Origin of the sequence: Streptomyces hesseae (genome assembly GCF_031845785.1) — a bacterium.
Taxonomy (GTDB): Bacteria; Actinomycetota; Actinomycetes; order Streptomycetales; family Streptomycetaceae; genus Streptomyces; species Streptomyces hesseae.
On the sequence record NZ_JAVRFI010000002.1, the window covers coordinates 412,499 to 425,378 of the forward strand.

Consider the following 12,880-nt stretch of genomic DNA (forward strand, 5'->3'; position numbering starts at 1 on the left):
ACATTGCACTGCCGGTGCCAAGGCCTTGCCCAGGCATTTCCGCCAAGGCCTCACCCGCGCCATCCCGGGATCATCCCTGGGTCAACTCCCCCATCCACGCCTCGATTCCGTCCGGTGTGCGCGGCAGCGCCCCCGACATCAGCCGCGCCCCCTCGGCCGTGATCACCAGGTCGTCCTCGATCCGCACCCCGATGCCGCGCAGTTCGGGCGGCAGTGTCTCGTCGTCGGGCTGGAGGTAGAGCCCGGGTTCGACGGTGAGCACCTGCCCCTCCTCCAGAACGCCGTCGAGGTAGGCGTCGGCCCGGGCCTGGGCGCAGTCGTGGACGTCCAGGCCGAGCATGTGGCCGCTGCTGCAGAGGGTGTAACGGCGATGGAGGTCGCTCTCGGCCCCGGTCAGTACGCCCCACTCCACGAGGCCTTCCGAGATGACCCGCATGGCGGCCCGGTGGAAGTCGCGGAAGCTCGCGCCCGGTTTGAGGGCGGCGATGCCCGCCTCCTGTGCGGCGAGGACCAGCTCGTACACCTGGCGCTGGACAGGCGAGAAGCGGCCGGAGAGCGGCAGGGTGCGGGTGATGTCGGCGGTGTAGAGGGTGTCCGTCTCCACGCCGGCGTCCAGCAGGAGCAGTTCACGGGGGTCGAGGGGGCCGTCGTTGCGTATCCAGTGCAGGACGCACGCGTGGGCTCCGGAAGCGGCGATGGTCTCGTAGCCGGTGCCGTTGCCCTCGGCGCGGGCGCGCAGGCCGAAGACGCCCTCGATCCACCGCTCGCCGCGGGGGTGGGACAGCGCGCGCGGCAACGCCCGGACGACGTCCTCGAATCCGGCGGTGGTGTGGTCCACGGCCAGTTGGAGCTGTTCGACCTCCCAGGCGTCCTTGACCAGGCGCAGCTCGCTGAGGACGGAGGCGAGTCCGGCGTCGGTGGACGCGTCGCGGCCGGGCGGCAGCCGGCCGGGCTCGTCGAGGTGGACACAGCGGATGCCGGTCATGCGCTCGGCCTCGGCCAGGTCGGGGCGCCGGCCGACCCAGAACTCGCCGTAGCGGCGGTCCCGGTAGAACTCATCGCCCGTGCGCGGCGAGCGGGGCCGCACATGGAGGACGGCTTCGTGGCCGTGCGGGCCGGTGGGCTCCATGACCAGTACGTGGCCCGCCTGTTCCTCGCCTGTCAGCCCGGTGAGCCAGACGTACGCGCTGTGCGGCCGGAAGCGGTGGTCGCAGTCGTTGGACCGGACCTTCAGCCGTCCGGCGGGGACGATCAGCCGCTCGCCGGGGAAGCGCGCGGACAACCGGGCGCGGCGGGCGGCGGCGAGGTCCGCGACGGGCAGCCGGATGTCGCCCGGCAGCGGGGTGGCCGCCCAGCCGCCCGCCATGAAGCGCTCCAGCTCAGGCGATACGGGAAGGTCGTGACTGACGGTCCGGAGCGCGGTGGGCGCGGGTTCGTGCATGAACTCCTCCTCGGACACGGATATGTAACGGAGTAGCTGACATCTTGTCAGTGCAATTTCACATTACTACGTTACGCATCACATGGCGCCTCACCGGTCCCCCACGTACCGCCTGTCACAAGGCGGTTGATGCCCGGTGGGTCGTCGACCTCCGGCGTGCGCGCCGTCTTCCACCGCGCGCCGTCGCTCCACACCTCCCACACCTCCCACACAGGAGTCATCGGTGTTCCATTCCGCCACCGTGCGCAGATCCCTGCTCACCACCGCGATAGCGCTGACCCTCACCGCCACGGCCGTCCAGACGGGCTACGCGGTCTCCTCACCCACCCCCGCGCGGGCCGCCGCCACCTCCGGCGCCCCCGCCTCGGCCGTACGGTCCGACGCCCGTACGCCCAACCCCTTCGACGAGGTCACCCACCTCGCCAAGGCCCCCCGCCCCACCACGCCTTCGGCCACCGCGCCGGGCGGCCTGACCGACGGGCGCGTGCCCGGCCCGCAGCCGGGCGGGAAGGCCGAGAAGGGCAAGGACGGCAAGAGCCCGGCACCGTCCGTCGCCCCGCGCGTCACCCTCGGCGGCACGAGCGTTCCCTGCACCCTCGACGGCGTCAGCCGGCTCGACCCCGAGCGGTTCGCCGACTTCCTCATGGACCCGGCCGTCACCTCCGACGGCTGTCTGCGCCAGATCCTGTGGACATGGGACCAGCGGCTGGTCCCCGTCTTCTCACGGGAGAACGTCCGCGCCGTCGCCCAGCGCGCGGAGCGCTACGGCTACTGGCACGACGGGAAGAACACCTCCCACCTGCTGGAGATGTTCACCTACCTCCACGCGGCGGCCTACCACGACTTCTCGCACGACGAGATCGACCTCTCGGACGCGCCGACCGTGGAGGCCGTCCGCCGCGCCATCTACTACTACGGCAGCGGCTCCCACACCTTCGACGCCACCCGCACCAACGGCGAGACCCTGCGCGAGGCCCTCTACGCCGCCAGCACGCCGCAGCTGCGCCAGTACCAGCTGCCGCTGATGAAGCGGGTGCTGGCCATGATGGACGCCTCCCACCCCGACACCGCGAAGGACCCGGGCTGGGGCGGTGCCGCGCTCGGCGCGCTGTCCGTGGGCTACCTGGGCGTGTACAACGACGACCCAGCCTTCGACGCGGCCGTCGCCGCCGACCCCGCCTACCGGTCCGCCCTCAAGGCCTTCGCCGGATACACCCACCTGAAGGGCACGGACAACGCCTGGGTCGTGCGCGACGCGCTCAACGAATACGGCCGGCTCAGCCAGGTCGACGCGGTGAAGAGCGAGATCACAGCCTCCCTGGGCGGGGTCCTGGACACCGTCGTCCGCAACTTCGGCCAGGGCAGCGAGCCGTGGGGCAAGACGGTCGGCTGGCTCAACACCCTGGGCCTGTGCAAGCAGTACGGGGTCTGCAAGGAGGACATCGAGCGCCGCCTCTTCCCGTCCGCCTACACCTACGACAACGGCGGCATCAAGGTCCGCACCGCGCTCGACCGGGCCACCGTCGACCGGCTGTACTACGCGAGCAAGCAGGTCAAGTCACAGTTCCACCGCGTGCTGGGCACCGAGCGGCCGCTGGCCGGCGACACCAACTCCACGCTGAACATCGTGCTGTACGCCTCCCGCGCGGACTACGAGATCTACCACCCGCTCCTGACGGGCATGAGCACCAACAACGGCGGCATCTACATCGAGAACGGCGCCACCTTCTACACCTACGAGCGCCGTGTGCCGCAGGACTCCACGCTCACCCTCGAAGAGCTCTTCCGTCACGAGTACACCCACTACCTCAACGGCCGCTGGGCCGTGCCCGGCAGCTTCGGCGAGGGCCCCTGGTACCAGAACGACCGCACCACCGCCATGGACGAGGGCACCGCCGAGTTCTTCGCCGGCTCGACCCGCGACGGCGGCATCAAGGTCCGCAAGTCGCTGGTGCAGGGCATCATCAACGACACGGCCGGCGGCAAGCCCCGCATGACCGTCGACCAGCTGCTGCACGCCCAGTACGACCGCGACGGCTTCCGCTTCTACAACTACGCGGGCACGTTCTTCGAGTACCTGTGGACCGAGCGGCCCTCGCTGCTGCGCGAGATGTACGACCACCTGCGGGCGAACGACGTGGCGGGCTACGACGCCTGGCGCGACCGCATGAGCCGCGACGGGTCCGTGCAGCGCGGCTACGACACCTTCCTCGACCGGCAGATCGGCAAGGTCAAGGACCTGTACGTGCCGTCCACCACGTTCACCCCCGTGAACCGGCTGCGCGACGCCTCGGCCACGGCCGTCCGCTCGTCCTTCGCCGCCGCGACGGGCCAGGCACCCGACTGCCGGGCCGCGGGCTCCCCCGACCGGCCGCGGTTCGTCTGCACCGGCCGGATCACCGCGAACCTGAACAGCCCGGGCGACGCCGACGCCGTCTTCAAGGACATGTCCGGGACGGTCGACTACTTCGTCCTCGAGCGCGCCAAGGCGGCATCCACCAACCTCGCCGACATGAACTGCTCCTTCGGCACGGTCGACCTGTGGCCGGGCCGCCCCGCGGGCACGGCGGACTACAGCTGTGAGGGACCGCTGCGCGGCTGACCCACCCGGGTGACGTCGCCCCCTGCCGGGCCGGGGGCGACGTCCGGACGTCTTCCTCCGGAACGGGAATAGCCGCATGCTTTTCGGTATTTCATGGGACGGTACGCGCGGTACGGATCCGCGCGGGGGTTCCCGGACGGAGAAAGGGACGATGACATGCCGCTGAAGGGTGAGTACGAGCCGAGCCCGGCCAAGTGGGTGCGGGACCAGGTCGAACTGATCGAGAGCTCCGGGGGCGCCGAGGGAACGACCCTGCGGGGTATCCCGGTCATCCTCCTGACGACCCTGGGCGCGAAGAGCGGCAAGCTCCGCAAGACGCCGCTGATGCGGGTGGAGCACGAGGGCGTGTACGCCGCCGTCGCCTCGAAGGGCGGCTCCCCCAAGCACCCGGTCTGGTACCACAACCTCGTCGCCGACCCCCGGGTGGAGTTGCGGGACGGCACGCTGCACCAGGACATGACGGCCCGTGAGGTCACCGGCGAGGAGCGGGCCCTGTGGCGGGCGCGGGCGGTCGAGGTGTGGCCGGACTACGCCGACTATCAGGAGAAGACCTCCCGGGAGATCCCCGTCTTCGTCCTGGAGCCCTCCCTCATCGCGCACTGACGCTCCTCCCGGCGGCGGGAGCGGTACCCGGCTCGGGTGTGGCATGGGACCGGGGTGTCCGGGCAGACGCACGACGAACTGTCGTCCAGGCTCACCCGGAGGAGATTCCATGCTGCTCGCCCACCCTGCTGTGCTCGACGAGCTCGTCCGGCGGTACTCAGCGCTCGAGCGCGCACTGGCATCGGGTGCCGAGGACCCCGCGACCCGGCGGCGGCTGGAGGACGTCGTCTACACCCTGTGCGTGTCGACGGGCACCCGTGACGTCGACGCGGCCCTGGCCGCCGCGCGACGCCGGGTGCCCGGAGCGGGCCGGGCGGCGGACTGACCCCCGCCGCCGTCGGCGCCGTGCTAGCAGGCCTGGACGTACCAGACCGGCGCCCAGTCCCCGTTGACCGGGCCGTAGGGGGCCGGCGGAGTGGTGTAGACCAGATTGCGGCTCTTGCCGTACATCCGGGCGCGGGTGCCGCTGGACTGGTTGTTCTGCCAGGAACCGCCGCTGTTCCAGCCGTCCGGGATCTCCTGCTGGACACCGCACTTGGAGATGTTCCACTGGTCCCCGGTGCGGTTGGCGCCCTTCCAGCCGCAGAAGTACAGATACGGGCAGTCCGCCCAGAAGGCCGCCAGGGCGCTCGCGGGGGCGGAGCGGTCCAGCACGCCGTTCAGCTCCCGCGCGTACGTCTCGCCGGGCACCGTGACGAGGATGGTGCCGCCCTTCACGGCGATCTTGTTGAGCGCGATCCGGTGGCCGCCCGTCGCGTCGAGGTACGCGGCGACGCGCTGCTGGAGCCCGGCCGTCTGGGCGGCCGTCAGGCCGGCGCGGACGGCCTGGTCCGCGAAGGCGGACCGCGTGTCGGCGGCGCTGTTCGTCGGCACGATGGCGGCGGACAGTCCGGCGAAGGCCACGGCCGCGGCGAGCGCGGCTCTGTGGGATGTGCGCATGGGTCCTCCAACCGAGGGACGGGTGTGCGCGTGCGGGGCGGGTGCCCCTTGCTGCCTACCGCAGCGGACGCGCGCGTGGCCAGGGCGGGGACCGGCCGGGGCGGGCAAACACGCCAGGTGTCCACCAGGGTTCATGCGGCGCACCCCGGGTGACGGCGGCGGCAAGTCGGCCGGATCGCCGCGCGGGAGGCGGTCACGGGCGGTCGTGATCGCGGTCGCCCGTCCTCCCGGCCGTCCCGGCCACGTCCGCCAGGTGGTCGTCGAGGGTCCGGCGGGGCAGCCAGCCCTGGGCGCGTGCCTTACCGGTGTCCAGGACGACCGGGTGGGCGAGCTGGTCCACGGCGTAGCGCGAGAGTGCGGCCTCGGCGTCCGGGCGCAGCCGCGCGGCCGCCTCGGCGGCGCGGGCGGCGGACCGGGCCAGGCCCAGCGGCAGATGACGGATCCGGGCCCGGACGCCATGGGCCCGCAGCACCCGGCGCAGGGCCGCGTCGCGGCCGTGGGCGACGGCGTCGGCGATGTTGTAGGCGCCCGGCGGCCAGCCGGGGGCGGCGAGCGCGGCGTCGGCGAGGTTCTCCACCGCCGTCAGGCTCAGCGGTACGTCCGGGCCGGGCAGCAGGAGCGTGCCGGCGCGGACGCGGGAGCGCAGCCGGGGCAACAGGTGGGGGTCCCCCGGTCCGTAGACGGCCCGGGGGCGCAGGACGACCGCGCCGGCGTCCAGGGCGAGGCGCTCGCCGGCGGCCTTGGTGCGGCCGTAGGCGTTGAGCTGGCCGGAGACCGGGTGGTCCTCGCGGACCAGGGAGCGGTCGGCGCGGGGGTCGTAGACGCTGGCGCTGCTGATCCAGACGACAGGGCGCCCGGCGGCGGCGTCCATCAGGCGGGCGGTGCCGTCGACGTTGACGGCGCGCATCAGGGCCTCGGCGCGGGAGCCGGGGGCGGGGTCGCCGACGGCGGCCGCGCAGTGGACGATCACGTCGGCGCCCGCGAGGCCGGGCGCCTCGCGCGCGGCGTCCCAGGGGACGTGCCGGCCGACGGGGCCGGGGCGGCGCCCCACGCACACCACGTCCGCGAACCGGGCCGCGGCGAGGGCGATGTGGGAGCCGCAGAAGCCGCTCGCCCCGGTGACGGCGATACGGAGCGGCGGCGGTGCCGGGCTCATGCCGGCTCCGGCGCGGGGGTCGCGCCCGGCCGGACGACCAGCGAGCGCCAGCCGGGCAGTGCGGCCCGGCGGTCGGCGCGGGCGCGGACGACGACGGGGCGGTAGGGGGCGAGGGCGTTCAGGAAGTCCTCCAGCTGGGCGGTGGCGAGCCGGGCCCCGGGGCAGGCGTGCGGTCCTGCGCCGAAGACGAGTTGGGACAGGGCGGGTTCGGCCGGGTGGCGGCAGTCGGGGTCGTCGGTGTGCGCGCGGACGGCGTGACGGGCGACGAGCAGCAGCCGGTCGCCCGCCCGTACGGGCCGGCCGCCCAGGGTGCCCGGCTCGGCGGCGACGCGGGGCAGCAGCGGGGACGGCGCGGTGACGCGCAGCAGCTCCCGGGCCAGGGCGGGGCGCGACGTGTCGTCGGCGGCCCGGTCCCACCAGCCGGCGTCCGCGCACCAGGCGGCGGCGCGGGGCAGCGCGGCGACGACGGTGGTGACGGAGGCGACGGCGAGCATCGCCCGCGCGGCGGCGTCCTCGGCCCGGTCGCGGCCGGGTTCGTGGAGCACGTCGCGCAGCCGCCGCGCGGCGTCCACGGCGGCGGTCCGGGAACGGGCCCAGGGCCGGGGCAGGGATGGGAGGTGTTCCCGTACGGCCGCCGCGGCGGCATCGGCGGCGGCGTCGGCGAGCCGCAGCGGGTCGGCGTCCACTCCCAGCAGGGCACAGGCCGTGATTCCGGCGGCTTCCCGGGCCAGGGCCACGAGGTCGACGTCCCGCCCCTCGGCCAGCGGGGCGAGGCCACGCGCGAGCGTGTCCTGCCACAGCGGCCGTAGGCGGGCCACGCCCGCGGCGGACAGGCCGTCGGCGAGCCCTCGCCGCGCGGCGCGGTGGGCCGCGCCCTGCTGGTCGAACAGGACGCCGCCGGTGGGGGCCGCATCGCCCGGGTCCAGGGCGGACCGCGCGGCCCGCCCGGTCGTCCCGGCGGCCGTCCGGTCCAGCGGCAGGCGGGTCAGCGCGTGCCGCAGGGCGTCGGCGTCGTGGACGAGCACGGTCCGGCCGATACGGAGGACCGGCTTGTGGCGCGCCACGGCGAGCAGGGCGAAGAGGACGGGGTGCGCGGCTGTGTAAACCCGCCGGTCCCGCCTGCGTGCGGCGGCGGTGCGCGCTGAGCGCGCCGGAGGCGCCGAACGGGCGGGCGGGGGCGGGGTGGCGGGCACGGCGGGCCGCGCGGGCGTGCCGGGGCCCGTCGGCGGGCCAGGTGCCGCAGGCGCGCCGAGGGCCGTGGACCCGTCGAGCCCCATGGGTACGCCCGGCTCCACGGGCGTGGCGGAAGCCATGGCCTCGCCAGGGGCCCGAGGCGGTACGGCCGTGGTCGCGGACGGGCTTCCGGCAGCGCCGGGGACCCCGGCGGGCCCCGCCGTCGCCGCAGCGGCGAAGGGGCAGCCTTCCGGCAGCGTCTGTCGTGGCTCCTCGGCCGCGTGGGGCGTGGTGTGCGCTGTCGTCATGTCACGTCTCTCGTCCAGCTTCGGGCTGATGAAGTGGGCCACGAGTCGCACGGCCGCGGGCCGGCTTCCGAGCGCCACGCGCGGGCTCCGCGCCCTGCGCGGCGCGCGGCGCGGACACCGTCGGCGGCATCGCGACACCCCTCGCTCGGCTCCGGCCGACGGCGCCGGCACCGCCCGCCCCGGCCGGGGTGCAACCCCCGACCCTCCCCCAAGGCGGCGCCGTCACCGCACCCCGCCCGTTCCCCGCCCCGCGAGCAACGCCGCCGCCTTCCGTGCGGCGGCCGCGCGGTCCGGTTTGCGGGAGCGGCCCGCGAGCGGGATGTCCGTGAACAGGACCGCGTCGGGGTGGGCCGTGCCCATGCGGGACAGGGGGGCCGCCAGTGCGCCGCGCAGCGCGCTGGGGTCCGTACCCGGCCGGGGCTGGACGAGGGCGGCGAGCCGTTCGTCGCCGTCGGGCGCGGGGACGCCGACGAGCAGGGCGAGTTCGACGCCGGGGATGTGCAGGGCCGGTTCGTAGAGGCCGGGGTAGATGTTCTCGGCGCCGCGCAGGACCATGTCCTTGCTCCTGCCTTCCAGCACGATCCGGCCCGCGTCGATGCGCGCCCGGTCGCCGGTGCGGACCCAGGGGTCGGGGTCCTCGCCGAGGTAGCGGTGGCGGGCGGCGGCGCCGGACAGGAGCAGCTCGCCACCGGTGTCGCAGCGAGCCTCGACGCCGGGCAGCGGGGTGCCCACGATGTCGCCGACGCCCGTGAACGCGGCCTTCTCGGCCTGTTCCACGGCGGCGGCCGGGAAGAGTTCCGTCAGAGCGTAGACGCCCCACGCCTCGGCCGCCCCGGCGCGTTTGACGCGCGTGAGCAGTTCGGCGCTCGCGGGCGCCGAGCCCGTCCAGACGCCGCCCGTGAAGAAGGCGCCGGCGCCGAGCGCGGCGCGCAGTTGCGGGGGCGTCAGATACGTGGCCTGGGGGCGGAGCCGGGCCAGTTGGCGGGCCAGGGTGCGGGGCCGGCGGGCGGGTAGCGCGACCGGGGCGCCCTGGGCCAGGGACGGTACGAGGACGAAGAAGGTACCGCCGAGCACGGGCCGGCCGGGGCGGGGCGCGACGAGTTCGGTGACGGCGCGCATGCCCGCCGCGAGGGAGGAGCGGGTGTGCACCACGGCGCGCGGTCGGGCGGTCGTCCCGGAGGTGAAGACGACGACCGCGTCGCCGTCGTCGTCCGGCCGCGCGGGCAGGGCTGTGCGCGGTGCCGTGAGGTCCAGGGGTGCGGCGCAGCCGGGGAGCCGGGGGCCGAGGGTGGCTACGGGGCCGAGCTCGTCGAGGTCGGGCAGGGCGAGGCGGACGCGGCGTGCCAGGGGACGGGCCCAGCCGGCGACGGCCTGGGCGGTGGCGTCGGCGAGTACGAGGTCGGGCCGGGCCAGGGCGAGGCGGGCGCGCAGTACGTCGGGGCCCGCGCCGGGGTCGAGGACGGCGGCGCGCAGGCCCAGCCGGTCGGCGGCGAGGAGGACGGCGAGGGCGCGGGGGCCGGGGCGTACGGCGACGCCGATGGTGTCGCCGGTGGCGAGGCCCCGGGCGTGCAGGGCGGCGGCGTAGGCGTCGGCGAGTTCGGCGAGGTCGCCCCGGGTGGCGCGGACGCGGATCGCCCCGGTGCGGGTGGTGGTGGTGAGGACGGCGGGGTGGTGGGGGTGGCGGCGCAGGGCGTGGTCGAGGCGGTCGAGCATCAGCGCGGGTCCTCCCCGAGCGGGCCGCAGCCCTTGTCGAGGTACCAGCGGGCGGTGCCGGCGAGGCCGTAGGCGCGCAGGCGCCGGGTGGAGTTCTCCACGACCATGTCCTTGGCGTGGGTGATGGCCGTGGTGTGGCGGCGGACGCGGTTGAGGAAGGCCCGGTCGGTGGGCGAGGGGCGCCGGGGCATGCCGCCGACGGTCAGATAGAGGCCGGCGGTGATGGCCATGTTGTTGCCGGCGTGCATCCGGTAGGGGGCGAGGTAGCCGTGCCGGCGGGCGTGGGCGGGGCGTAGCCGGCCGAAGGCGGCGGCGAGCGCGACGGCGGCGCGGAAGGCGGCGCGGCCGAGGGGGCCGTGTTCGTCGCGGCGGGCGTCGATGCGGCCGCAGACGAGCCCGGGGCCGGGGCGCCGGGTGAGGGCGGCGCGCGCGGCGGCGGTCCAGCCGGGCCGGGGCAGGCAGTCGGCGTCGGTGCGGGCGAGGTAGGCGGCGCCGTGGTCGATGGCGTGGCGGAAGGCGGTGTCGACGGCGCAGCCCACGCCCTTCTCGGGCTCGTCCAGGACGTGGACGGGGAAGGGTGCGCGGGCGGCGAAGTCCCGGGCGATCCGGCCGGTGCCGTCGGTGGAGGCGTTGTCGACGACGACGAGTGTGAAGTCGCGGTCGTGCTGGGCGGCGAGGGCGCGCAGGGTGTCGCCGATGCGGGCCTCTTCCTGGTGGGCGGGGACGACGACCCACAGTTCGGTGGTCACGCGGCCGCCTCCGACTTCTCCCAGACCATGGTCATGACGCTGATGCCGCCGCCGAGGCCGACGAACAGGACGCGGTCGCCGGGGGCCAGCGCGCCGTGGATCCGGTCGAGCTGGACGCCGAGGGTGGCGCTGGCGATGTTGCCGAGTTCGGGCACGGTGAGGACGAGCTTGTCCCGGGGGACGCCGCTGAGCTCGACGAAGCGTTCCAGGTAGGGCAGGGTCACCTGGTGGACGAGGACGTGCCGGTAGTCGTCCCAGTCCAGGCCGGTGCGGTGGCGCACGCGGTCGAGTACGGCGGTGCCGCTCTTCTCGAACACCTCGCGCAGTTCTCGGCCGTCACCGTGGAAGTAGGTGTGCTCCTCCGAGCGCGGGTGGCGGGAGCCGCCGCCGAAGATGCCGCCGACGGACCAGTGTTCGGAGTGGGTCTCGGTGCCGACGTCGAGGATGCCGCCCCGGTCGACCGGCTCGATGACGACGGCGGCGCCGGCGTCCCCGAAGGTGTAGCCGGCGAAGCCGTCGCGGAACTGCTCGGGGCCGGCGGGGGCGCGGCGTATCGCGCGGCTGGGGGTCTCCCCGGTGACCACCAGGGCGCGCCGGGCGCGGCCGGCCAGGATCATGGCGCGGGCCGTGTCGATGCCGTTGAGGAAGCTGTTGCAGGCGTTGCTGACGTCGAGGGCGTGCGCGGTGGAGCCCAGGGCGGCCTGGACGATGTGCGCGGTGGCCGGTTCGGCGACGTCGCGCGTCGCGGAGGCGTATATCAGCAGGTCGATGTCGAGCGGGTGGAGGCCGGCGGAGCGCAGGGCGCGGCGGGCCGCGCCGAGGGCGAGCGTCGAGGAGTACTCGCCGTCGGCCGCGACGCGGCGGGTGACGATGCCGGTGGTCCGCCGGAAGAGCCCCCGGGGCAGCGGGAGCCCGGCGGCACGGGCCACCTCCTCCTGCAACCGCTCGGAGGTCAGGGTCCGTTCGGGCAGGTACGACCCGGTGGCGGTGATGCCGGCCCCGCCCCGGGGCCGGCACACGGTCTTGCTGTTCTCGCACATGCCGTCAAGCTTCCGGCCCCTTCCGGGTGACGGCGTGAGTACGCGTACTCAAGTGCGGCTGAGGAGATCAGGCAGAACGGTGGGCTCCGCTCTGAGCTGCGGATACAGGCGGATACGGGCGGATGCGGACGGGTACAGGACGCGCGCGGGTCAGTCGCAGCGGGACGTGGCGCACAGCTGCCAGCGGTCCGGCCAGTGGGGGGCTCCGCCGCCGGGGGCGTTCTCGGTGATCTGCCAGTAGCGGTCGCGGTTCCATTCGCGGGCGGTCACCTTGAGCCGCTTGTCGGGCAGTTCGGTGACGGTGCTCGGCTGGCTCAGACCGACGTCGGTCTCGGGGACCTTGCCCATGGGGGCCGGCGGCTGCCAGATCCCGTCGTCGGGCGACTGGGTGCGCGACTCCATGCTGCTCTGCGTGGAGCGGGAGGAGGCCATGGCAACGAGTGTGCCGTCGGCGCGGGTGAAGAGCACGAGGAAGCCGTGGTACGGGAACGGGGCCAGGCCGAAGCCCTCGGGGGCGGACCAGGCGCCGCCGTCCGGGCCCTGGACGGAGTGGCAGAACCCGCCGTGGTCGAGCCAGAACAGCTCCAGGCCGCCCGCGGCGTTCTCGGTGGCGGTGAGGAAGGACGCCTTGGGGCCGACGGTGCCGGCGCTGACGCGCTCCCAGGCTCCGTAGGCGCCGCCGGGCTCGCTCTGCGCGCGGTGCCAGACGAAGGGCAGGCCCTGGGTGGCCGTGCTGTCGTAGAACGCCTGGAACTGGTCGACGCGGCCGTCGGACCGGGTCACGGAGACCGGGTCGCCCGACGCGCCTGCGGCCACGCCCCGCGCTCCGTTGTCCATGGCGCAGCCGCTCGTGGCGGCGGCTCGTGGGCCGGGCGGCGCCGCGGGAGCCGGTGGCGCGACCGTCAGGGCTCCGGCGCAGGCGAGGGCCAGGGCGACTACGGCACGTAAGGAACCCGTCAATGATCTCCCCATGGTCAACTCCTACCCCACCAGGGCCACTTCACACGCCAGTTCGCGAAAGACGGGCCGTGGAGCACCCCCGGAACCGCCGTACGGCGCCGGGCGGCAGTTCTGCGGAATGTCCAATTCCTTTGGGAGTCGCTATTTTGACCCCACATCAGGTCCCCTACGGGAACTTTTTATTTTTTACACGTTT

General features: G+C 74.6%; 11 protein-coding genes. 3 read left to right on the top strand and 8 right to left on the bottom strand.

What is annotated here, in order from left to right; all coding sequences use genetic code 11:
- Positions 1 to 70 precede the first annotated feature (70 nt).
- Entirely contained in the window at positions 71 to 1,441 is a 1,371-nt protein-coding gene (locus RM609_RS04825; protein WP_311608157.1) for an aminopeptidase P family protein, read from the bottom strand.
- A 223-nt stretch (positions 1,442 to 1,664) separates the two neighbouring features.
- Between RM609_RS04825 and RM609_RS04830 the strand changes: the two genes are divergently transcribed.
- From RM609_RS04830 to RM609_RS04840, 3 genes are all read left to right on the top strand, one after another.
- The gene (locus tag RM609_RS04830; protein WP_311608158.1) at positions 1,665 to 4,043 is read left to right on the top strand and encodes a collagenase; all 2,379 of its coding nucleotides are present in this window, start codon (positions 1,665 to 1,667) and stop codon (positions 4,041 to 4,043) included.
- Between the two features lie 156 nt (positions 4,044 to 4,199).
- Positions 4,200 to 4,646, top strand: coding sequence for a nitroreductase family deazaflavin-dependent oxidoreductase (locus RM609_RS04835; protein WP_311608160.1), 447 nt, complete (start codon positions 4,200 to 4,202; stop codon positions 4,644 to 4,646).
- Positions 4,647 to 4,755: 109 nt separating this feature from the next.
- Positions 4,756 to 4,971 carry a DUF5133 domain-containing protein gene (locus RM609_RS04840; protein WP_311608162.1) on the top strand — a complete coding sequence of 72 codons (216 nt, stop codon included), beginning with the start codon at positions 4,756 to 4,758 and terminating at the stop codon, positions 4,969 to 4,971.
- A 23-nt stretch (positions 4,972 to 4,994) separates the two neighbouring features.
- Here the strand turns inward: RM609_RS04840 and RM609_RS04845 are convergent, their stop codons facing one another.
- The 7 genes from RM609_RS04845 to RM609_RS04875 all read right to left on the bottom strand — a co-directional run bounded on the left by RM609_RS04845 (position 4,995) and on the right by RM609_RS04875 (position 12,696).
- A complete protein-coding gene (locus RM609_RS04845; protein WP_311608163.1) occupies positions 4,995 to 5,585 on the bottom strand; it encodes a hypothetical protein in 591 nt (196 codons plus the stop codon).
- 193 nt (positions 5,586 to 5,778) lie between these two features.
- Positions 5,779 to 6,741, bottom strand: a complete 963-nt coding sequence (locus RM609_RS04850; RefSeq protein ID WP_311608164.1) for an NAD-dependent epimerase/dehydratase family protein — start codon at positions 6,739 to 6,741, stop codon at positions 5,779 to 5,781.
- On the bottom strand, positions 6,738 to 8,300 hold the full coding sequence (locus RM609_RS04855) for a cytochrome P450 (RefSeq protein ID WP_311608166.1): 1,563 nt from the start codon (positions 8,298 to 8,300) through the stop codon (positions 6,738 to 6,740). Before RM609_RS04855 ends, RM609_RS04850 begins: the two co-directional genes overlap by 4 nt.
- 144 nt (positions 8,301 to 8,444) lie before the next feature.
- Positions 8,445 to 9,935, bottom strand: coding sequence for a class I adenylate-forming enzyme family protein (locus tag RM609_RS04860; RefSeq protein WP_311608167.1), 1,491 nt, complete (start codon positions 9,933 to 9,935; stop codon positions 8,445 to 8,447).
- Complete coding sequence (locus RM609_RS04865) at positions 9,935 to 10,684, bottom strand: glycosyltransferase family A protein (RefSeq protein WP_311608168.1); 750 nt, start codon at positions 10,682 to 10,684, stop codon at positions 9,935 to 9,937. Before RM609_RS04865 ends, RM609_RS04860 begins: the two co-directional genes overlap by 1 nt.
- A complete protein-coding gene (locus RM609_RS04870; protein WP_311608169.1) occupies positions 10,681 to 11,724 on the bottom strand; it encodes a 3-oxoacyl-ACP synthase III family protein in 1,044 nt (347 codons plus the stop codon). Before RM609_RS04870 ends, RM609_RS04865 begins: the two co-directional genes overlap by 4 nt.
- A gap of 150 nt (positions 11,725 to 11,874) precedes the next feature.
- Positions 11,875 to 12,696 (bottom strand): PLL family lectin, encoded by an 822-nt coding sequence (locus RM609_RS04875; protein WP_311608170.1) that lies wholly within the window; start codon positions 12,694 to 12,696, stop codon positions 11,875 to 11,877.
- Positions 12,697 to 12,880 lie beyond the last annotated feature (184 nt).

Excerpts from the sequence above, each read along its gene's own strand:
- RM609_RS04870 (WP_311608169.1), bottom strand. The coding sequence starts at position 11,724 with ATGTGCGAGAACAGCAAGACCGTGTGCCGGCCCCGGGGCGGGGCCGGC.
- RM609_RS04825 (WP_311608157.1), bottom strand. The coding sequence starts at position 1,441 with ATGCACGAACCCGCGCCCACCGCGCTCCGGACCGTCAGTCACGACCTT.
- RM609_RS04875 (WP_311608170.1), bottom strand. The coding sequence starts at position 12,696 with ATGGGGAGATCATTGACGGGTTCCTTACGTGCCGTAGTCGCCCTGGCC.
- RM609_RS04860 (WP_311608167.1), bottom strand. The coding sequence starts at position 9,935 with ATGCTCGACCGCCTCGACCACGCCCTGCGCCGCCACCCCCACCACCCC.
- RM609_RS04835 (WP_311608160.1), top strand. The coding sequence starts at position 4,200 with ATGCCGCTGAAGGGTGAGTACGAGCCGAGCCCGGCCAAGTGGGTGCGG.
- RM609_RS04840 (WP_311608162.1), top strand. The coding sequence starts at position 4,756 with ATGCTGCTCGCCCACCCTGCTGTGCTCGACGAGCTCGTCCGGCGGTAC.
- RM609_RS04845 (WP_311608163.1), bottom strand. The coding sequence starts at position 5,585 with ATGCGCACATCCCACAGAGCCGCGCTCGCCGCGGCCGTGGCCTTCGCC.
- RM609_RS04850 (WP_311608164.1), bottom strand. The coding sequence starts at position 6,741 with ATGAGCCCGGCACCGCCGCCGCTCCGTATCGCCGTCACCGGGGCGAGC.